The sequence below is a fragment of the Clostridium aromativorans genome, assembly GCF_020908015.1.
Classification (GTDB): domain Bacteria; phylum Bacillota; class Clostridia; order Clostridiales; family Clostridiaceae; genus Clostridium_B; species Clostridium_B aromativorans.
Genome location: NZ_JAJJPB010000001.1, coordinates 69,268 through 89,977, shown reverse-complemented (window position 1 = coordinate 89,977; position 20,710 = coordinate 69,268). Strand labels below are relative to the sequence as shown.

Genomic DNA, 20,710 nt, shown 5'->3' with positions numbered 1-20,710 from the left:
GAAAAAAATTGAAAACAAGACTTATAAAAAAAATATTTATGGTATCTGTATTATTATTTGTAGCTATTGGAGTATCATTTTTTACCAATTACGGGTATAGAGGAGTCTTTATAAATTCAAGCAAAAAATTACCTATATATTCTGTAGACACAAAAGAAAAAAAAGTGGCTATAACTTTTGATGTGAGTTTAGGTAAAGATGATTATACTGAAAAAATATTGGATTTACTTGATAAATACGATATTAAAGCCACATTTTTTGTAGTAGGTGACTGGGTGGATAAAAATCCTGTTAAACTAGAAGAAATATATAAAAGGGGACATGAAATAGGAAATCATTCCAATAGACATCCTAACATGACTAAAATATCTCGTGAAAAGATCATTGAAGATATAAATATAAACGAAGCGAAAATAAGAAGCATAACAGGAGCAGGTACCGAGTTATTTAGATGTCCAGAAGGAGCTTATAATGACAGGGTGATAGATTTAGTAAAAGAATCAGGATATTATTGTATTCAATGGAATGTGGACAGTGTGGACTGGAAAGAACAGGGGGCAGATATTGAATATAACAGAATAATTAAGAATACAAAGCCAGGTTCAATACTTCTGTTTCATGGTAATGCCAGATATACGCCGGAAAATTTGCCTAAAATAATAAAAGAACTTCAAAAAAAAGGTTATAAATTTGTCAAAGTAGGAGATTTAATTTACAAAAATAATTACAAATTAAATTATGAGGGAAAGCAGATACACAATTAAATATCTTATATTATAACAGTTATTGAAAAATAGGATAAATATGTATTATAATGGCAGTAAAGCAAGTCTGTATATAATACTCATATAGTAAAGGTTTATAATGAGATTTTTAGCAAATGGAGAATTAGTATAAAAAACTATATCCTGTTTAAAATAATTTTAGATTATATATTTTTTCAGGAGGTAATATTTTTATGGGATTCGTAAAAATTATTGATAGTAATGATAATTTTAAAAGCCATTTGATAAATTTATTAGATCTGAACAATTTACAGTACAATGTGTCTGAAAATAAAGATGGCGTTGAAAAAGCAAAATATATAATAATGAATTCTATAAATAAAAAACATGATATTTTGGATGGACGCTATTATTTTATAAATATGGATTTAATAGATGGTTTAGGTGATGATTTAAATTTGCAAGGTTATATCATAACCTATGGATTAGGCAGCAAAAATACAGTTACCATATCCAGCTTAGATTATAACAGTGGATTTGTATATTGCCTTCAGAGAGATATTGTACAAAATGGACAGAATATAATTGAATCTCAGGAAATTCCGATTAACATGGTTTTAAGAGACATTGATGAACTATATGCAGCTATGATAGCTATAACTTTGGGGCTGATGGATAATAGATACATGCATATATTGCTCAAAAATAAAGCATTTAAAATTTTTAGTTAAATATTAAGTATTTGCAAGTATATTTTTACCTCCCTGTGAATAGTTATAGGATAATGAGATATTTAAAACTAAGGGAAAGAGGGGTTTATGATGGACAATTTAATGTTAAATAATAAAATTTATCTTGAAGGCAAAGTAGTATCAGAATTAAAATTTAGTCATGAAATGTATGGTGAAGGTTTTTATACCTTTAATATTGAAGTCCCGAGATTAAGCGAAAGCAAGGATGTATTATTTATTACAATTTCAGAAAGACTTATAGGTGGAATGAATATTATCCCGGGAATAGATATTGTAGTGGAAGGACAATTGAGATCATACAATAAATTTGTAGATGGAGCAAATAGATTGATATTAACTGTATTTGCAAGGAATATAAGTTTATGTAAAGAAAAAAGTAAAAATCCAAATCAAATTTTTCTTGACGGTTTCATATGCAAAGAACCAATTTATAGGACAACTCCCTTTGGAAGGGAGATCTCCGATATGCTGTTAGCTGTAAATAGAGCCTATAATAAATCTGACTACATACCTACTATTGCCTGGGGAAGAAATTCTAGGTTTTGTAAGTCGTTGAAAGTCAGTGACAACATAAGAATTTGGGGAAGGCTGCAGAGCAGAGAATATCAAAAAAAAATATCTGATACAGAAGTCGTAAAAAAAGTGGCCTATGAAGTTTCCATTTCTAAAATGGAAAAAGTGAATAAAAACGATAACGATGAAGAATGCGTGAAAAAGGCTGATGATAAAGGTGAAGAAAATTTAAAAGAAGCAAAAGAAGAACAAAAGAACAATTTTAATGAAAATGTGGAAGGTAAACGTATATCCTAAGTAATTATGGATAAGAATAAAAAAATTGACAATTCGATTTCTGTTGACAAAAAAATTGATATGTTATATACTAAATCTCGTAATGTATGCAATATAAATTAAAAATTAATTTTCTTATCAAGAGAAGCGGAGGGACTGGCCCTATGAAGCTCGGCAACCTGGATATTATTATGTATTCAATGGTGCTAATTCCATCAGGCGAAGCCTGAAAGATGAGGATATTATTAGAATGTTACTTCTTGTAGTTTTCTCTGCAAGAAGTTTTTTTATTTCTGATTATTTTTTGAGACTTGGGAAAAATTTAAAGATTATTAATTTAAAATTAGTTGATTAGAAAACTAAAGGCTAAGTTTTGCCGTTGTGAAATTATGAATTTATAATTTTATAATGGTAATTCTTGGCCTTTGTTTATTCCCAAAATAATTATCAAAAGGCGGTGATATTGCAGATTTATTTAAAATAGTTGTGAATATTGATAAAGATATAATAAAATTCAAAGGAGAGAAAAATATGGAAAAAAAGAAAACTGCAATAATTTTAGCGTTAGTGGTAATAATAGCGATTTTTAACGGATGCTCTTCAAATACAAAACCCAATACGAGCAAAAAAGAAGTAAAAACCATATATGTAGGTACGCAAAATGATTATCCGCCTTTTTGTTACAATGATGACAAAGGTAATTTAACTGGATATGATATTGATGTAATAAAGGAAATAGATAAGAGATTAGATGAATATAAATTTACATTTGCACCTGCTGCTTGGGATAGTATTTTTCTTTCGCTGGAATCAAATAAAACTCAAATTGTTGCAGATGAAATTGCTAAAAACCCTGAGCGTGAGAAAAAATATCTTTTTTCAGATCAGCCGTATTTTACAGCTGAGTCAGTCATAATTGTAAAAAAAGGTAGAAATGATATAAAGTCGTTGGAAGATTTAAAAGGTAAAAGTGTAGCAGCTTCTGTAGGTGACTCATACACACAATTGCTTGAAAAATATAATAAGGAAAATGGTAATAAAATAATTTTAAAATATAATGATACAGGAAATTCATCAGATAATTTGATAGATGTGCAAAATGGAAGAGTTGACGCTTATGTAAATGATCCAGTAATGACAGAGGCCACTATCAAAAAGCAGAATTTACAGGTACAGGTAGTTGCAAAACCAGTTCAAAGTGACAAGATACATCTTGTTTTTAAGAAAGACAAGCAAGGGCAGGAACTCAAATCAAAAATCGATCCTATAATTAAACAGCTTAGAGAAGACGGCACGCTTGCAAAGTTATCAAAAAAATGGACTGGTGGAGAGTATATACCTAAATAAATAGATGGTATAGAATATCATGACTTCATATCAGGAGGGTGTTTTATGGACAAGATATTTGATTTTACTTATATGGTGAAGTGTATTCCAAAGTTAATTCCATATTTATCAGCTACGATGATGGTAACTGTTATATCCATGTTATTTGGGTTATTGGTAGGTTTTTTTATAGCTATTGTTAAAATTTATAAAATATCAGTATTAAGGCAAATTGCTATGGTTTATGTGTCTTTTGTAAGGGGAACACCTTTGTTAGTTCAACTATATCTTATTTATTTTGGTATGCCTAAATTTTTGTACTTTTTTCAGATAAAATACGGTTGGTTTGAGAACATTAATGTAAATGTAATACCACCTGAATACTATGCGATATTGGCGTTTTCAGTTAATTTAGGGGCATATTTGTCTGAGACCATACGATCTTCAATTGAAGCTGTTGACAGGGGTCAGTTTGAAGCAGCTAATTCTATAGGAATGAGCCAAGCTCAAATAATGCTCAAAATTGTTCTTCCGCAGGCACTGATTGTAGCTATACCTAATTTAGGAAATACATTAATCAGCACCGTTAAAGATACTTCTCTCATTTTTATGATAGGTATTGTAGACATAATGGGGGAGGCAAAAATAATTGGAGCCAGAGGTTTGGCTTTTTTTGAAATTTATATAGCCGTCTCCATTATATACTGGTTTATATGCATAATACTTGAAAAGTGTCTTAATTTATTGGAAAAACGAAGCAGAATATTTGAAAGAAGTGTTGTTTGATGATTAATCTACGAAATATTAATAAATATTTTTCTGAGCATCATGTATTGAAAAATGTGAATTTAACAGTAAAAAAAGGTGAGGTAATTGCCATACTTGGGCCGAGTGGTTCTGGGAAATCTACTTTACTGCGCAGTATAAATTTTTTAGAACGGCCTTCCTCTGGAATAATTGAAATCAACGGACTTAGGGTTAATTCTCAAACTGCAAGCAAAAAAGATATATTTCAGCTTAGGACTTCCACTGCTATGGTTTTTCAGCAGTATAATCTTTTTAAAAATTTAAATGTGCTTCAGAATGTAACTATAGGGCTTACAACAGTTAAAAAATTAAATAAAGAAAAAGCAGTGGAAATTGCAAGGCAGATTTTAGATAAAGTTGGTCTGAAAGATAGGGTTGATTATTATCCGTGCCAGCTTTCAGGAGGTCAGCAGCAGAGAGTTGGCATTGCCAGGGCCCTGGCTTTGAATCCTGAAGTGCTTCTTTTTGACGAACCTACCTCTGCACTGGATCCAGAATTGGTTGATGAGGTACTTCATACTATAAAACAGCTTGCTAATGATGATAATACAATGATTATAGTTACACATGAGCTTGGTTTTGCTCGTGATGTGGCTGACAAAGTGGTTTTAATGGAAGATGGAATAATAGTTGAAGAAGGTTCTGTGGAAAAGATGTTTACTAATCCTTCGGAAAATAGGACACGTCAATTTATAGGTAAGGCGCTTAAAAGGTTTATTGTAAATGCAATTTGAAGATTATTATTTATTTTGGAGGTGAAATACTTGTTGGATTTAGAGGAAATGGAGAAACGACTTAATAGGCATTATAATTTTTGGGACAAAAGATTTGAAGGAGAAGGGGCATATTTTGCCATTATGGCACCAGATGAAACAGCACTTGATAAATATCCACCAATAAAGCCTCCAGGTTCTCTTGAACAAAAATGGTTTGATATAGATTATAGATTGGAAGAAAATAATCAAAAACTTAATACTACTTATTTTGCTGGTGATGCAGTTCCTATTGCCAATATTGACTTTGGTTCTGGTATATTAGCTTCATTTCTGGGCTCTGAATATAAATTAGCAGAGGATACTATATGGTATGATGCCAAACCTATAATTTCAGATTGGAATGATTTACCTAAGCTTAGTCTTCTAAAAGACAGCGAAATTTATAAAAAATTTATTGGTATTACCAAAAGCTTTTGTGAGGCTTCGCAGGGAAGGTATATTACAAGTATTACTGATGTTGGTGCTAATATGGATGTATTGGCGTCCTTGAGAGGAAGAGAAAATTTACTAATGGACTTGATTGTTGAACCGGATGAAGTTAAAAGGTTTCTTTTTAGAATTGATCAATTCTGGAAAGAAGTATTTGATGAAAATATAAAAATTCTAAGCAGGTATAAAAGAACCTTTACTTCATGGGTTCCTATTGTAAATCAAAAAACATGGTATCCGCTTTTAAGTGAATTTTCAACAATGATTTCCCCAACTATGTTTGAAGATATAGTATTTCCTGCAATTCAAAGGGAAGCGGATTATTTAGATCAAGCTCTTTTTAATTTGGATGGTGAAGACCAGGTTAAATATTTATCTATATTGTTGAGATTAGAAGGGCTTCATTCAATAGAATGGGATCCTGTACCAAAGTATAGTCCAAAATTTAATAAAGTGATTAAGTATTTTTCCAGTGAAACATCGATAGAGGTGTATAAACAAATTCAATCCTGTGGAAAAAAATTAGTTATAAGAGAGGTTATACCTGAGCAAATTGAGCCTATTTTAAATAATATTTCTCCAGATGGCGTATTTTTTGTTGTAAATTGTTCAAATAGAAAAGAGGCAGATGAATTTTTAACATTTTCCCGTAAATGGACAAAATATGGAAGATAGGAGTAATTGAGATGAATTTAGAAGAACTTTCTCTATATGTTCAAGAAGGTAATTTAAAAAAAACAAAAGAGTTTGTGCTGCAGTTAATAAAAGAAAAAATCAGTGCAAAGAAAATTTTAGATGAAGCTTTAATAGCTGCTATGGAACAAGTTGGTATAAAATTTAAAAATAATGAAATATATGTACCTGAAATGCTTATTGCAGCAAAAGCCATGAGTGCTGGTTTAAAAATATTGGAGCCAATATTAACTGAATCAGGTATAAAACCCATAGGAACAGTTGTTATTGGTACGGTAAAAGGAGATTTGCATGATATCGGAAAAAATTTAGTTAAAATGATGATGCAGGGGGCAGGAATAAAAGTACATGATCTAGGAGTAGATGTTTCACCAGAAGTATTTGTGGAAAAAGCTGCAGAGGTCAATGCAGATATTGTAGGTATTTCGGCATTATTGACCACTACTATGCCATCTATTGGTGAGGTAATTAAAAATTTTAAAGCTAATGGTGTAAGAGATAGATATGTGTTTATGATAGGTGGTGCGCCAGTTACAGATAGCTATGCAAAGCAAGTTGATGCAGATATTTATATGCCGGATGCCGCTACTGCTGCAGAAGCAGCAAAAGATATTTTGATAAAGAAATATTTAAGTTAAATTTGTCTTATCTTACGAGAGAGGTTTCATATGAATAAAAAGTTTAACAGGTTAGCTTATAGTTCATTAAAAGATTTTATATATGGTGTTGCTGAAAATCCAGTGACAACAAAAAATGGACTGGTAATAGGAGGAGTATTAAAGAGGGCGAAAGAATTATATTGCAAAGGTTTGTTGGTGGAATTAGAGCTTCTTCCACCTATGACTGTAAATCCAGAATGGGGGATTGAAATTAATAAAATAGTTCGTGATGCAATGGATGAAATAAGAAAGGCAATTGACAATAAGGAAGTATGTATTGAGGATAGAGAATATAAATGGCTTGACATCATGAGTGATCAACTTGAAAATATTCCAGAAAACGAACAAGAATTTTGGTATAAAATTAAACAAGAATTAAACTTAAATAATTTTATACCATCAGAATATGACTTAAAGATAGATTGAATGTAAATAGGTATTTAAGCGGATAAGGTTTTTTAGCTTTATTTTATCCGCTTGATTTTAAATTATTGTCTTAAATCTGTTAGAATTTTAGTTTTGTCCATGGTACTGCTGTCTACTTTTTTTATTATTTTTGCAGGAGTTCCGGCAGCAACTACTCCAGCTGGAATGTCCTCTATTACTACCGAACCTGCGGCTACAACCGAACCATTTCCTATCTTCACACCTTCTAGGATGACTGAATTAGCGCCTATGAGGACATCATCACCTATCTCGCAGGGAGACTTACTAGGCGGTTCTAAAACCCCGGCCACTACTGCCCCAGCACCTAAATGAACATTTTTCCCTAATTTGCCTCTGGCACCCACTACTGCATTCATATCAACCATAGCGCCTTCACCTATTTCAGCGCCTATGTTTATGACTGCTCCCATCATTATAACTGCCTTTTTTTCTATTTTGACTTTATCCCGTATTATTGCTCCCGGTTCAATTCTTGCGTCTATGTTTATTAGATCCATAAGCGGAATAGCTGAATTTCTCCTATCCTGTTCTATTCTGAAATGATCAATTTTATCTCTGTTCTCTACTAGAAATTTGGATATCACATCACTTTCTCCAAATATAATATGAAAATTATCACTCCCGTAGATTTCCATACCATTTAGATTACATTTTGATATATTTCCCTGGATATACAGCTTTATCGGTGTGGATTTTTTGGCTTCTTTTATGTACTTGGCTATTTGATAGGGATCTGTAAGATCATACTTTAATTCCATGTTAAATCATCCTCTCTTTTCATATGTTTATACAATAATTCCTGGCGTTTATTATATAGAAGCATCTTTAATTTTTAAACAATTATAACATATAAGTTTTTTAAAATCTACAATATGGTCTTTAAAGATCTTTTTTAGCACTTTTAAGTATTCTACCTATTTGGTCATGGGTAAATACATAGGATTTATTGCAAAAATTACACCTGAGTTCCTCTGATTTACCTTCAGTATAGATTTTTTTCAAATCTTCAAATCCTATACTCATGAGAGCTTTTTCAACTCTTTCTCTGGAGCAGTCACATTTGTAGGATGGAGACAGCTCATCCAGTATTTTTAGATCTATGTCTCCAAATATATCATTTAATACTTCATATATATTTTTCTTCACATCTATCATGGTGGATATAGGAGATATTTCCTGCAGCCTGCTTGTGAGTAGGTCTGACAGGCTGTTATCTGCCCCCGGCATCATCTGTAGTATAAATCCGCCGGCAGATTTTATGCTGAGATCTACATTTACTAAGACTCCCAGTGCCACAGCAGAAGGAGTTTGCTCAGAAACTGTAAAATAGTAAGCCAAATCGTCTCCTATTTCTCCAGTCTGTATGGGTACCTGGCTGGAATAAGGTTCTTTAAGTCCCAGATCTCTTGTGACGGTTAGATTTCCATTTGTGCCTATGATTCCCCCAACATCCAATTTACCTTTGCCGTTGGGAGGTAGATCTGCCGTAGGATTTCCAATATATCCTTTTACATGTCCGTCTGAATAGGAGGTCACCAGCACACCTTTTGCTTTTCCTCCACCTGATATTCTTAAAGTCAAACTGTCACTTTGTGATTTTAGCATTGCACCCATAAGGCATCCAGCGGTTAGCATTCTTCCAAAAGCTGCAGCTGCAGTGGGGCGGCATTTGTGAATTTTAACAGCTTCATTTACTAGTCTTGTAGTAGAAGCAGCTATTATTCTGATGTTGTCGTTTTTGGCTGTAGCTCTTATCAATTTATCTTCCATAATCAAATTCATCTCCTCAGTGCTAGCAATTTATTGTGAACCACTTCATTTGTATTTTTTTACTACATATACTATTCTTTCAGAAATATCAGTTATACTGTCAGTCTGGTAGTTGTCTAATTTTCCTAGAACACTTAATTTACAGTTTTTTAAAAATTTTTCTATTGTATTACATCTATAAGCTCTTTCTCTGTGGTGTTCGTCAAATCGTCTATATATGTCCTTATATTTTACAAAGAAGGTAAGATACATGTCCACAATTTCATCTTGCAAATAATTTTCCCATATGTAAGTTAGCTCACCCTCATCATAGGTATAGGTATTATTGCCCAATATGCTGGTGATCTTATAATAGGAATTTATATCGAATACAAATATTCCATTGGGATTGAGGTGGCTGAATACGCCTTCAAAATAATTTTCCAGATTTTCTTCCTTTAGCAGGTAGTTTGTGGAATCAAGGCAGCAGGTTATTAGGTCAAATTGTCTATTTAATTTTAAATTGCTTATGTCTTCACATATTAGATTTGTTTTTAATCCTCTGTTTCTCAATTTTTTATCTGCCTCAGAAAGCATTTCATTGGACAGATCCACTGCCCAGCTGTTTTGAAAATGGGGTGCTATTTTTTCAGTCATATTTCCTGTTCCACAGGCTAAATCCAGGTAATTCTTGAATTCTACATTGAAAGTACAGCACAGATCTAAAATTTTTAAAGCCCATTTACCATAATCAATATCTTCGTTTATCAGTTTATCATATATATGTGCGAATTTTTCGTAACAATTCATTTGTATCCCATTATAATCTTATATATAATGGATATTTCCCCTCTCTTAAAGCTATTTTTATACACTCCGTGAATCAAATTACTGTGTATTCTTGGTTATCTCATTGTTCAATAGAGTTTCATTTTTTGGTATATTGAGTTCCTTTTTCCTTTTAGTCATCATACCACCAATTCTTCCAGTTTCCTCAGCTGTCAAACCGCTCCAGCCGTAAAGATCCACTTTTCTTTTTAATCCCAATTCTTCTGCTATTTCGTATTTCAATTTTTCTCTCAGTTTCTCAGCTTCTGTAAGTTCTCTGTTTGCTTTTAATTTTGCCTTTATTATTTTCTTCAGCGGCGTTTTTGACATTAATACCACCCTCCCACTTTTACTATAAATTATTTTTACCTCAAAAGCGAGATTTATACATAATTGAAATCCTATTCATTAAAAAAGCAGTTATCTAACTATATAATAATTATAATCTATATTTAAAATATTATATATACTTACTCCTATATTTTTTGAAGGTAGAAATACATTGACCGTATAATGATTTACTGATACAATTATGGATAAATTAATTCATAAATATTTTTTTCTACTTGAAGAGTAGGAGGTTTGACGGGATCAAATTTAATTGGTTTTATGCACGTTGTACAGAATTAAAGAGGGAGGATTGTAAAATAAAATTATGAATATAGATGATTATGTTGTAGAGAAGGCTAAAAGGGCAAGTACAGCAGCGAGAATCTTATCAAATATGGGTACTGAAGATAAAAATAGAGCACTGTTTTCCATGGCGAAGCAGGTTAAAAAAAATAAAGATGATATTTTAGAGGCCAATAAATTGGATTTGGAGAATGCCAAAAAAAGCGGAAAAAACAATGCCTTTATCGATAGATTGTCTTTAGATGAAAAGAGAATAAATTCTATGGCAGAGGGCCTTGAAAAAGTAGCTTCCCTTCCTGATCCCATAGGTGAGGGCGTAAAGATGTGGAAAAGACCTAATGATCTGCGTATTGAAAAAGTGAGAGTGCCTTTGGGAACAATAGGGATAATATATGAAGCCAGGCCAAATGTGACAGTGGATGCTTCGGCGTTGTGCCTTAAAAGCGGGAATTCAGTTATCCTAAGAGGAGGAAAAGAGGCCATTAATTCAAATTCAGCTATATATAATATTATAAATAGAGCAGCTGTTGATGCAGGTTTTCCGGAAGGATCTATGGAATTTATTGATATTACTGAGAGAAAAGCAGTAGAGATTATGATGAAACTCAATAGATATATAGATGTTTTAATACCGAGGGGAGGCAAGGGACTTATAAATTCTGTGGCAGAAAACTCCACTGTGCCTGTAATTAAGACAGGGGCTGGAAATTGTCATGTATATGTGGATGCTGATGCAGATTTGGATATGGCAGAGAAAATAGTTGTAAATGCCAAGACACAAAGGCCGGCAGTTTGCAATGCAATGGAAACATTACTTGTTCATAAGGATGCAGCTGAAAAATTTTTACCTCACCTGGGAGATACCTTAAGAAGGTTAAATGTTGAAATAAGAGGATGCAGAAGAACGCAAAAATTGATACCAAATATAAAATTGGCTACCGAGGAAGATTATGAAGAGGAATTCTTAGATTTGATTTTGGCTGTAAAGGTGGTTGATTCTGTGGATGAAGCTATAGATCACATTTATAAATATGGTACAAAACATTCTGAGGCCATAATAACTAATAATTATACTTCTTCCCAGAAATTTTTAAGGGAAGTTGATGCAGCTGCTGTATATGTAAATGCCTCTACCAGGTTTACGGACGGCGGGGAATTTGGGTTTGGTGCGGAAATAGGAATAAGTACTCAAAAGCTTCATGCCAGGGGGCCTATGGGATTAAATGAATTGACAACTACTAAGTATATGGTATATGGGAAAGGCCAAATACGAAAATAATATTGCCTTGATAATATGGTGTTCTGCAGCTTGTGAGTTTATAATTAAACTAGTATATAAAAAAAAGAGGAGTGTTTTATATGAGGTTTATAGAATTGAGAAGTGACACTGCAACTGAGCCTACCCAAGCTATGAGAGATGCCATGTATAATGCCAGAGTTGGAGACGATGTGTACGGAGATGATCCGACAATGAGAGAATTGGAGGAATATGCACCTAAACTTGTAGGTAAAGAAGCGGCATTGTTTGTGCCAAGTGGTACTTTTGGAAATCAGCTCTCCTTGTTTACACACTGTAAGAGAGGTTCTGAAGTAATACTGGGAGATGATTGCCATATTGTAGTTCATGAAGTAGGTGCTGCATCGGTTATAGCAGGAGTTCAGCTGAGAACACTTAGAACTAATGCGGGGGAAATGGATCCTGTAGAAGTAAGAAGGACAATAAGAACTGAAAAAAATATACATTATCCAGAAACAGGACTTATATGTATGGAAAATGCTTATTCCAATGGGAGAGTACTTTCCTTGAAAAACATGTCTGAAATTTATAATGCTGCCAGAGAATATAACATACCAGTTCACCTTGACGGTGCCAGAGTATTTAATGCAGCTTCCTATTTGGGAGTTGATGCCAGGGAGATAACGAAGTATTGTGATTCTGTAATGTTTTGTCTGTCCAAAGGATTGTGTGCTCCTGTAGGTTCTATGCTGGCAGGTTCCAGAAGTTTCATTGAGAAAGCTAGAAAATGTAGAAAACTTATGGGTGGTGGATTAAGGCAGGCAGGTTTTCTGGCAGCAGCAGGACTTGTGGCACTGAAGGATATGGTGGGCAGGCTGGGCGAAGATCGTGAAAATGCCATTTTCCTTGGAGAGGAGCTGTCCAAAATACCTGGAATAAAAGTGAATATGAAAGACATTCAAATAAATATGGTTTTTTTTGATATGTCAGAAACTGGTTATGACAGTGCCAAGTTAGTAGAGGAATTTTATAAAAAGGGAATTAAAATAAATCCAGAAGAAGGCGGAAAGATGAGGTTTGTAACCAATTATTGGGTGAAAAAGCAGGACATACCTTATATTGTAAACACTTTTAAGGAAATACTTCGTAAAAATTGTAACTAAATTATTTGTATTGACTTATTTTTTTTATAGCTGTATATTTAATAGTAAATATTTTAAATTTTTGGGGCACATAAAAGTAATTGTTGCGATTTTGGACAACTTGCTTTTAGATGATTTTAAAAGGAGGGCTTTTTTAATGTCAAAATCATATGTATTTTATGATGGAAAAATTGTAGATGAAAGTGAGGTAACTATAAGCATAAGATCAAAGGCATTTAACTATGGATTAGGATGCTTTGAGGGTATAAGAGCCTACTGGGATGAGGATGAAAAACAACTTTATGGATTCAGGCTGAAAGACCATTATGTTAGATTACTTCAATCTGCAAAGACTTTTAATTTAAATATTCCTTATAGTGTAGATGAGTTATGTAAAATTACAGTGGATTTGTTGAAGAAAAATCAATTTAAACAGACTACTTACATAAGGCCTGTCGTATTTGACGGAGGGACAAACATAAATCCAACCCTTTCGGATGCGGAACCTAAGTTCCTTATATATTGTCAACCCATGGGCAAATTTGCAGGCAAAGAGGAGCTAAGCGTCTGTATATCTTCTTGGAGAAGACTGGAAGATACCATGCTTCCTCCAAGGACTAAGCCAACTGCAGCTTATCTGAATTCCGCTTTGGCATCTTTAGAAGCAAATCAAAGTGGATATGATGAAGCACTGTTCTTGACTGTAAGTGGACATGTTTGCGAAGGACCTGGAGAAAATATTTTTATTGTTAAAAAAGGGCAGTTGATTACACCGCCGCCTTCTGACAATATACTAGAAGGTATAACCAGGGATCTTGTCATGAGGCTTGGCAGAGAGGAACTTGGAATTGAGGTAGTAGAAAGAAGCATTGCTAGGACAGAACTCTATGCATCAGATGAAATATTCTTTAGTGGAACTGCTATGGAAGTTACCCCAATAGTAAAGGTGGATAATAGAATTATAGGTACGGGTAAACAAGGAGAGGTTTATAAAAAAATCAAGGAGCTTTTCTTTGGACTTACTACTGGGAAAAATCCTAAGTATGCGAAATATTGTACACCAGTTTATTAATTATATAAATGCAAATTTGAAAAGACCGGTCAAAGTGATCAGTTAGTGGTGAATAGATAACGAAACTTATTTAATATCAATGGCAATTTATCATAAAGTTATAGTGGTGAATTGCCATTTGCTTTATTTTAAATTGAAGGTATAAGAAATATTAATATCTAAAAAAGGAAATAGAATAAATTTGCTGTGAGAAGGTGGGAATATGGAAACTACTCATAAAATTTCATCACTTAGATACAGAGTGATCAGGAAAAACAGAAAGAATGTAAGTATAAGTATAGATGAAAAGGGGGATATAATTGTAATAGCTCCATGGGATATAAATTATGACTCTGTAGAAAAGATAGTTAAAAGCAAAATGGACTGGATATATAAAAGTAAAAATATCATAAAAGACAAGATTGAGTATATGAAGTCCATGGGTATTTCACAGGGGGAAAATATGCTTTGGCTGGGGAAACTTCTAGAAGTAAAAAAATGCGAGTCAGATATAAAAGAATGTCATGTGGAAGTTTTGAATGACAAAATTATTATCTATGGCAATAGTTTATTAATAAAAAATCAGGAGGCTATAAACAAAAGCATCCGTAAATTTTATAAAGAGAAATCCAAAATAATTTTTGCTGAAAAAGTGAGATTTTATGCTAAAAAGATAAATGTACATCCCAATAAAATAACAGTAAGATGCCAGAAAACCAGGTGGGGAAGCTGTTCTTCCAAAGGGAATCTAAGTTTTAATTACAAGCTTCTGATGGCACCTTTGGATGTAATAGATTATATAGTTGTGCATGAACTCTGTCATCTAGTGTATATGGATCACTCCGGAGGATATTGGAGGATGGTTGGCTCCATAATACCTCAATATTTGGATAAAAGGAATTGGCTTAAAAATAATGGATATATGCTTAGATTCCCTTAAAATCCTAGATACACTATTATAGTGTAGACATCAAAAGAAATATGAAGTAAAATAATATTTATACGAGAAAAGTAATGTGAGAGGAAAACTGATATGGAGTTTTATTCACTACTCTTGATTGCACTGGCACTTTCTCTAGATGCTTTTGGTGTTTCACTTTGTATAGGATTAAATAAAGCAATAAGTAGAAAGATTAAAATTCAATTTATAGGTTCTTTTGGATTTTTCCAATTTTTTTTTGCAATATCTGGAGCATATGCAGGATTTCTATTCAATAGATATATTGTTTCCGTGCCAGAGGTTATAGGAGGGGCATTGGTATTGATAACAGGAGTATTAATGCTGAGAGATGGTTTGAAAAATAAAAAGGAATCTCTATTTTTTAAACCGGGAATGGTTATGGTATTTGGAATTTCAGTGAGCATCGATGCTTTGATAATTGGATTTACCACTTTGAATAATATAGAGAGTAATTTGAATTTGCTGTATAGTACTTTATTTATAGGTGTAACTACATTTTTAATATCTTTGATTGCCTTTCTGATTTCAGGGTATCTTCGGAAAATACATATTATAAGCAAGTATGCAGATTATATAGGTGGTATAATACTTATTATATTTGGTATTAAAATGATGTTTTTTTAAGAGAAACTTGGGGTGAATTCATGGATGTAGAAAAATGTTTGAGAAAATATAACATAAAAGTTACAAAGGCAAGATTGAATATCATGGATATATTATGTAAAAGTGAGGAGGCAATAAATGCGGAAAGTATATTTAAAAAGTGCAAGGAAAAAAACGTAAATGTGGATTTATCTACAATTTACAGATCTTTAGAGCTATTTGAAATAAAAAAGATTGTAAGAAAAATTGATTTAGGTCAAGGGGAATACAGTTATTCAATAATAAGAGAAAAACATAAGCATATATTACAATGTAAAATATGTCATAAGCAAATAGAAATAGATTGTCCCATGCAACAGGTAGAGGAAATAATAAAGAGTAAAACAGGCTTTGTATTTGAAGAGGAAAAGCTTGATTTTAAGATAAAAGGTATATGCAGAGATTGCAGAAAGAAAATAAAAAAAGTATAAATTAAAAATCACTTTGCTTAAGAGTTACTTGGGCAGGATATACCTTTTTTACTTTCCATATACCCCTGTTGTTTTTTTCCAAAAATACAGTATATCCTACTCTTCTATGAGGGGATTCACTTGAGATTCCCTCAACTTTAATGAATGCAACTGCACCGTTGGAAAATGAGGTAGTCATATCTTGCATATCGTATATCTTATATTTATTAAAAATTCCCGTTGTAAAGTAGTGCGTAACTGCATAATCAATATTTCTACAATTAATTGACGTGTATATATTTTTTGTTATTACAAGACTTATAATAATTAGCATAGTTAAAAATAAAAATTTTTTCATATTTACCTCCATATAATGGAAAAAATATTTTCAATATTATAATATCTAAAATTTATTCATAAGTAAATACTAATTTCATATTTACTGGTAGAATTTTCAATAATAATAACTGAATATTGATAGATACGCTTTTAATTAAAAGTCATGGTATTTTAATTTTTAAAATAATATGTTGTTATGGTTTCGTAAAAAATAAAATTATTATGCAAAACTTTATTGAGGTGAAATGATGAGGTTAGAGTTTATAAATAGGGTTAAAGAAAAGGATATACTAGGGAAAAGCATATTAACCAGTGAAGGGCAAGTTTTGTTAAGAGCAGGAGTTGAATTAAATAGTAGTTTCATAAGTAAACTAAAAGAATTAGGTGTGTTTTATTTATATGTAGAGGATGAAAGATTAGAAGATGTACAGGTGGAGGATGAAAAATTAACCCAATTAAAACAGTTTACAATTAAAAGCATGTCAAATATACTTGCAAATATACATGATTGCAATGGCAAAAAACTAAAGGAATCATTAATAGATGTGGAAGATATGATAAGTTATATAATTGAGCTTGGAGATGTTAATAAAAGCCTTTATGATATACAAACTTATGATAATTATACTTTTATTCATTCTATAGATGTATGCATTATGGCTTCTTTTTTGGGCATTTCAGCAGGATATAACAATTGGGATTTAAAGGAAATTGGAGTAGGAGCGGCACTGCATGATGTGGGAAAGACGAAAGTTCCTACTGCTATATTAAATAAAAGGGACAGGCTTACGGAGGAGGAATTTTATGAAATAAAAAAACATCCTATATATGGCTCACAACTGTTGAAAAAGAATTTTGCTATCTCAGATAATATAATAAAGATGGTGGAGCAGCATCATGAGAGAGTAGATGGGAAAGGATATCCTTATGGACTCAGTAATAGACAGATAACAAAATTTGCAAAACTGGTTTGTATATGTGATGTATATGATGCGGTGAGCAATGACAGGTGTTACAGAAAAAAATTTAGCCCTAACGATGCCTATGAACTCATTCTTTCAGGAAGCGGAAGCAGTTTTGATCAAAATCTGGTATCTTATTTTAAAAATACTTTTGCTATTTATCCCCTGGGATGTTGTGTCAAATTGTCAAATGGGGTTGAAGGTTATGTTATAAGGCAAAATAGGGGATTTCCAGATAGGCCGGTGATAAGAGTGCTGTATGATGCAAAGACCAGGGAAGCTATACCAGCTTTTGAAATAGATTTGCTGAAAAGTACAGATTTGGTTATAGTAACAATAGTTGAATAAAATGGAATTGTATAGAATAATTTGTAAAGCGTATAATAGATCTAAGAATATTTAAATCATTAAATATTTATATTTTCAGGAGATAAACATGAATTCATATATTAAAGATTTAATAGATAAACTTTATAAATTGTATGATTTTAATATCATAGAGATGGATCAGCAGCCAGGAGTATGCAGCAGATGGGCAATATATAATAGAGATGGTGATGCCCTAAATATAATGTTTTTTTCTGATATAGAAAGTTATAGAGATATAGTAGTAGAAAATATAATGTATAATTTTAGAAAGCTGCTTCCCGGTGAGGATATGAGATTAATACAGATAGTTGTAGATAAAAATGCCGATATATTGCAAAATGGTAGTAATCCACAGTTAAATTATAAAATTTATCCACAGTGTGAATTGATTTTAATCAACCCCAATTTAAACAGGGTATTAGGGTGTACAAATGCTGTGAGAAATTTGGCCGAACAGATAGCTCAGGCAATGCAGCATATTGGCCTCAATAATTCTTATGGCAGTGGTGTAGGTAGAAGAGAGGAAATGACTAAATCTATTGTCACTTACGTGATTATAACTTTAAACATAATGACTTATATTGTAACATCATATTTTTCTGGAAATATATTTGATAGCAATTTAAATGTACTTATATTTATGGGAGCTAAGGTCAATTCTCTTATAGACAGTGGACAATACTATAGATTATTCACATGCATGTTTTTACATGCAGGAATAATACACCTAGCTGTAAACATGTATTCTCTCTATATAATGGGTACTTTTATTGAAAAAATATATGGTAAAATAAAATATGTGATCATATATTTTGTATCGGGTATTATTTCATCTGCCTTCAGCTGTGTATTTTCACCTTCTATTTCTGTAGGAGCATCTGGTGCGATATTCGGACTTTTAGGTGCTTCTCTGGTATTTGCCCTTAAAATGAAAAGGCAGGTAGGAAGAGGATTTATTGTGAATATAATGTTTGTAATTATAATGAATCTGATGATAGGATTTTCTGTGGCAAATGTAGATAATTTTGGACATTTAGGAGGACTTATAGGAGGTATATCTATAACCTGGCTGTTGGATAAGATGAAGTAGAAAAAAGAGTGCTCCTGGTAATTTGAAAAACCGATGATGAGCACTCTTATAGGGAATATGTTGTGATTACCTATATGCCGTTGATTTTAATTCGCTTAAATCCTTTGAAAATAAAGTTTCCTTTTTTAAAAGTAAATCTGTTATTTTTTTAAGACAGTGTCTGTTTTCGATTATGATGTTTTTCACTTCTCCATATATGGAATCAATTAGACTTTTGCATTCCTGAATTATTTTATCCTGATTTATATTCAAATCATATAGCTCCTGCATGTTTAAAAGACCTAATGTTTTTCCCATACCGTATTGAGTTATCATGTTAAAGGCTATATTGGTACTGCGCTGCAAGTCATTGCGGGCTCCGGTAGTAACGTAGTTGGAGCCGAATACAACTTCTTCAGCGGCACGGCCTCCAAGGAGTACCATTATCCGCTTTTTTAAATAATCCTTGTTTTCATAAAGCTTGTCCTCTGGAATACTTAATGTATATCCACCTGCACCTTTGGTACTTGGAATAATCGTTATTTTAGATATCTTTTCATTTGGCAGTATTCTTGAGGATACCAATGCATGTCCCACTTCGTGATATGCAGTTATTTTTCTATCCACATCTCTTATATAATCTCTATTTTTCTTTTCGTATCCCGCCAATACAATGGAGAAGGCTTTATCCATATGATCATTTTCAATAGTAGCACTATTTTCTTTGCAGGCAATTATGGCAGCTTCATTTATTAAATTTTCAATTTTTGCCCCTGAAAAATAGGAAGTTTTTTGAGCCCACTCATGGATGTCTATATCACCTATAGGTTTATTTTTCAAATGTAGATTTATGATTTTTTCTCTTGAGGAAATGTCTGGTAAGGTTATTTCTATATGTCTGTCAAATCTACCCGGCCTTAAAAGGGCGGGATCCAGCATATCCAATCTATTGGTCGCGGCTATAACTACAATGCCTTCTTTTTCATTGAATCCGGACATTTCTGTAAGAAGGGCATTTAAAGTCTGATCCCTTTCGTCAGAACCACCAGAGCTATTTGAAGCACTTCGCTTTTTGCCGATAGCATCTATTTCATCTATAAATATGACGGCTTTTCCCTGATTGTTATTTCTAGCTTTTTTAAACAACTGCCTTATACGACTGGCTCCAACACCTACATATACCTGTATGAAGTCAGAACCAGAGACTGCATAAAAAGGAACATTTGCTTCACCTGCAACAGCTTTGGCGAGAAGGGTCTTCCCTGTACCTGGTTGTCCATAAAGCATGATGCCTTTTGGCATTCTGGCCCCATAAGAGGTATATTTTTCTGGGTTTTTCAGGAAGTCTACTATATCTTTTACACTTTCTTTTGCTTCATCATTTCCAGCCACATTATTAAAATTATAATTGGAGTCTTCAACAGCAGTAGCATCCAGAGAATCCAGGGAAAATGCCTTTTTAGAAGCTTTTGCAGAAGGTTTAAGTGACAAAATTATAATAGATATAATGGAAACAGCCATCAGGGCAATAGGGTATACTTGCCTACTATTTACAGGATAATTTTCAAGTACATTTATTCCATTTTTCAAGAAAGTTTCTTTAGTACTAGGTGTTCTGGGATTATCTGTGTCGTATATTGTACCATTTTTTAATTGTACCCTTATTTTGGGAGAGTCTGTTAAATAAATTGTGGAGATATTTTTAGCAGAAAGATCTTTTTCAAATGAAGTATATGATTTATAATTTATAGAATTATTGTTATAATTCATAAACACCAATAAACCCACAGAGAGTACAAATATTAAAATTGGTATTAAAACAAGCTTGTTTTTTATTTTTTTCATTGAACTTCTCACCTTCTTGAAATAATTTTTAGCTTAATTACAAAAAATTAGTTATAATTAAATTATTTTA

At 32.4% G+C, this 20,710-nt stretch carries 23 protein-coding genes and 1 riboswitch; of the genes, 17 read left to right on the top strand and 6 right to left on the bottom strand.

The window, feature by feature from the left end:
• The first annotated feature begins 8 nt into the window (after positions 1-8).
• From pdaB to LN736_RS00385, 9 genes are all read left to right on the top strand, one after another.
• The gene (gene pdaB / locus LN736_RS00425) at positions 9-764 is read left to right on the top strand and encodes a polysaccharide deacetylase family sporulation protein PdaB (RefSeq protein ID WP_407647087.1); all 756 of its coding nucleotides are present in this window, start codon (positions 9-11) and stop codon (positions 762-764) included.
• Between the two features lie 194 nt (positions 765-958).
• Positions 959-1,456: a hypothetical protein gene (locus LN736_RS00420; protein WP_150358578.1), complete on the top strand. Its 498-nt coding sequence runs from the start codon at positions 959-961 to the stop codon at positions 1,454-1,456.
• A gap of 90 nt (positions 1,457-1,546) precedes the next feature.
• Positions 1,547-2,287 (top strand): single-stranded DNA-binding protein, encoded by a 741-nt coding sequence (locus LN736_RS00415; RefSeq protein WP_150358581.1) that lies wholly within the window; start codon positions 1,547-1,549, stop codon positions 2,285-2,287.
• Positions 2,288-2,398: 111 nt separating this feature from the next.
• Positions 2,399-2,506, top strand: a riboswitch (SAM riboswitch).
• A 291-nt stretch (positions 2,507-2,797) separates the two neighbouring features.
• Positions 2,798-3,613 (top strand): transporter substrate-binding domain-containing protein, encoded by an 816-nt coding sequence (locus tag LN736_RS00410; RefSeq protein WP_150358577.1) that lies wholly within the window; start codon positions 2,798-2,800, stop codon positions 3,611-3,613.
• A gap of 45 nt (positions 3,614-3,658) precedes the next feature.
• Positions 3,659-4,378 (top strand): amino acid ABC transporter permease, encoded by a 720-nt coding sequence (locus tag LN736_RS00405; protein ID WP_150358576.1) that lies wholly within the window; start codon positions 3,659-3,661, stop codon positions 4,376-4,378.
• Complete coding sequence (locus tag LN736_RS00400) at positions 4,378-5,133, top strand: amino acid ABC transporter ATP-binding protein (RefSeq protein ID WP_150358575.1); 756 nt, start codon at positions 4,378-4,380, stop codon at positions 5,131-5,133. The genes LN736_RS00405 and LN736_RS00400 overlap by 1 nt, the downstream gene beginning before the upstream one ends.
• Before the next feature lie 30 nt (positions 5,134-5,163).
• Positions 5,164-6,279 carry a hypothetical protein gene (locus LN736_RS00395; RefSeq protein WP_229980401.1) on the top strand — a complete coding sequence of 372 codons (1,116 nt, stop codon included), beginning with the start codon at positions 5,164-5,166 and terminating at the stop codon, positions 6,277-6,279.
• Positions 6,280-6,290: 11 nt separating this feature from the next.
• Positions 6,291-6,935: a cobalamin B12-binding domain-containing protein gene (locus tag LN736_RS00390; protein ID WP_229980399.1), complete on the top strand. Its 645-nt coding sequence runs from the start codon at positions 6,291-6,293 to the stop codon at positions 6,933-6,935.
• Between the two features lie 30 nt (positions 6,936-6,965).
• Entirely contained in the window at positions 6,966-7,382 is a 417-nt protein-coding gene (locus LN736_RS00385) for a methyltransferase MtaB domain-containing protein (RefSeq protein ID WP_179977904.1), read from the top strand.
• Positions 7,383-7,444: 62 nt separating this feature from the next.
• Here the strand turns inward: LN736_RS00385 and dapD are convergent, their stop codons facing one another.
• The 4 genes from dapD to LN736_RS00365 form a co-directional block, all read right to left on the bottom strand.
• Entirely contained in the window at positions 7,445-8,161 is a 717-nt protein-coding gene (gene dapD, locus LN736_RS00380; protein WP_179977903.1) for a 2,3,4,5-tetrahydropyridine-2,6-dicarboxylate N-acetyltransferase, read from the bottom strand.
• Positions 8,162-8,282: 121 nt separating this feature from the next.
• Entirely contained in the window at positions 8,283-9,173 is an 891-nt protein-coding gene (hslO, locus tag LN736_RS00375) for an Hsp33 family molecular chaperone HslO (RefSeq protein WP_179977902.1), read from the bottom strand.
• Between the two features lie 45 nt (positions 9,174-9,218).
• On the bottom strand, positions 9,219-9,962 hold the full coding sequence (locus LN736_RS00370; protein ID WP_179977901.1) for a class I SAM-dependent DNA methyltransferase: 744 nt from the start codon (positions 9,960-9,962) through the stop codon (positions 9,219-9,221).
• A gap of 78 nt (positions 9,963-10,040) precedes the next feature.
• Positions 10,041-10,310, bottom strand: coding sequence for an alpha/beta-type small acid-soluble spore protein (locus tag LN736_RS00365; RefSeq protein ID WP_150358569.1), 270 nt, complete (start codon positions 10,308-10,310; stop codon positions 10,041-10,043).
• A 325-nt stretch (positions 10,311-10,635) separates the two neighbouring features.
• On the opposite strand from LN736_RS00365, the gene LN736_RS00360 reads away from it, so the two are divergent.
• The 6 genes from LN736_RS00360 (at position 10,636) to LN736_RS00335 (ending at position 16,077) form a co-directional block, all read left to right on the top strand.
• Complete coding sequence (locus LN736_RS00360) at positions 10,636-11,892, top strand: glutamate-5-semialdehyde dehydrogenase (RefSeq protein ID WP_150358854.1); 1,257 nt, start codon at positions 10,636-10,638, stop codon at positions 11,890-11,892.
• 80 nt (positions 11,893-11,972) lie between these two features.
• The gene (gene ltaE, locus LN736_RS00355; RefSeq protein WP_150358853.1) at positions 11,973-13,013 is read left to right on the top strand and encodes a low-specificity L-threonine aldolase; all 1,041 of its coding nucleotides are present in this window, start codon (positions 11,973-11,975) and stop codon (positions 13,011-13,013) included.
• Between the two features lie 136 nt (positions 13,014-13,149).
• Positions 13,150-14,064 (top strand): branched-chain amino acid transaminase, encoded by a 915-nt coding sequence (locus LN736_RS00350; protein WP_150358852.1) that lies wholly within the window; start codon positions 13,150-13,152, stop codon positions 14,062-14,064.
• A 202-nt stretch (positions 14,065-14,266) separates the two neighbouring features.
• Positions 14,267-14,983 (top strand): M48 family metallopeptidase, encoded by a 717-nt coding sequence (locus tag LN736_RS00345; RefSeq protein ID WP_150358851.1) that lies wholly within the window; start codon positions 14,267-14,269, stop codon positions 14,981-14,983.
• Positions 14,984-15,076: 93 nt separating this feature from the next.
• Positions 15,077-15,628 carry a manganese efflux pump MntP gene (locus LN736_RS00340; protein WP_150358850.1) on the top strand — a complete coding sequence of 184 codons (552 nt, stop codon included), beginning with the start codon at positions 15,077-15,079 and terminating at the stop codon, positions 15,626-15,628.
• A gap of 20 nt (positions 15,629-15,648) precedes the next feature.
• Positions 15,649-16,077: a Fur family transcriptional regulator gene (locus tag LN736_RS00335; protein ID WP_150358849.1), complete on the top strand. Its 429-nt coding sequence runs from the start codon at positions 15,649-15,651 to the stop codon at positions 16,075-16,077.
• A 1-nt stretch (position 16,078) separates the two neighbouring features.
• Here the strand turns inward: LN736_RS00335 and LN736_RS00330 are convergent, their stop codons facing one another.
• A complete protein-coding gene (locus LN736_RS00330; RefSeq protein ID WP_150358848.1) occupies positions 16,079-16,414 on the bottom strand; it encodes a hypothetical protein in 336 nt (111 codons plus the stop codon).
• 229 nt (positions 16,415-16,643) lie between these two features.
• On the opposite strand from LN736_RS00330, the gene LN736_RS00325 reads away from it, so the two are divergent.
• Positions 16,644-17,705 (top strand): HD-GYP domain-containing protein, encoded by a 1,062-nt coding sequence (locus LN736_RS00325; protein ID WP_150358946.1) that lies wholly within the window; start codon positions 16,644-16,646, stop codon positions 17,703-17,705.
• Positions 17,706-17,793: 88 nt separating this feature from the next.
• The gene (locus LN736_RS00320) at positions 17,794-18,816 is read left to right on the top strand and encodes a rhomboid family intramembrane serine protease (RefSeq protein ID WP_150358947.1); all 1,023 of its coding nucleotides are present in this window, start codon (positions 17,794-17,796) and stop codon (positions 18,814-18,816) included.
• Between the two features lie 66 nt (positions 18,817-18,882).
• Here LN736_RS00320 and LN736_RS00315 read toward each other — a convergent pair whose 3' ends face one another.
• Complete coding sequence (locus LN736_RS00315) at positions 18,883-20,640, bottom strand: ATP-dependent metallopeptidase FtsH/Yme1/Tma family protein (RefSeq protein WP_150358948.1); 1,758 nt, start codon at positions 20,638-20,640, stop codon at positions 18,883-18,885.
• Positions 20,641-20,710: the final 70 nt, after the last annotated feature.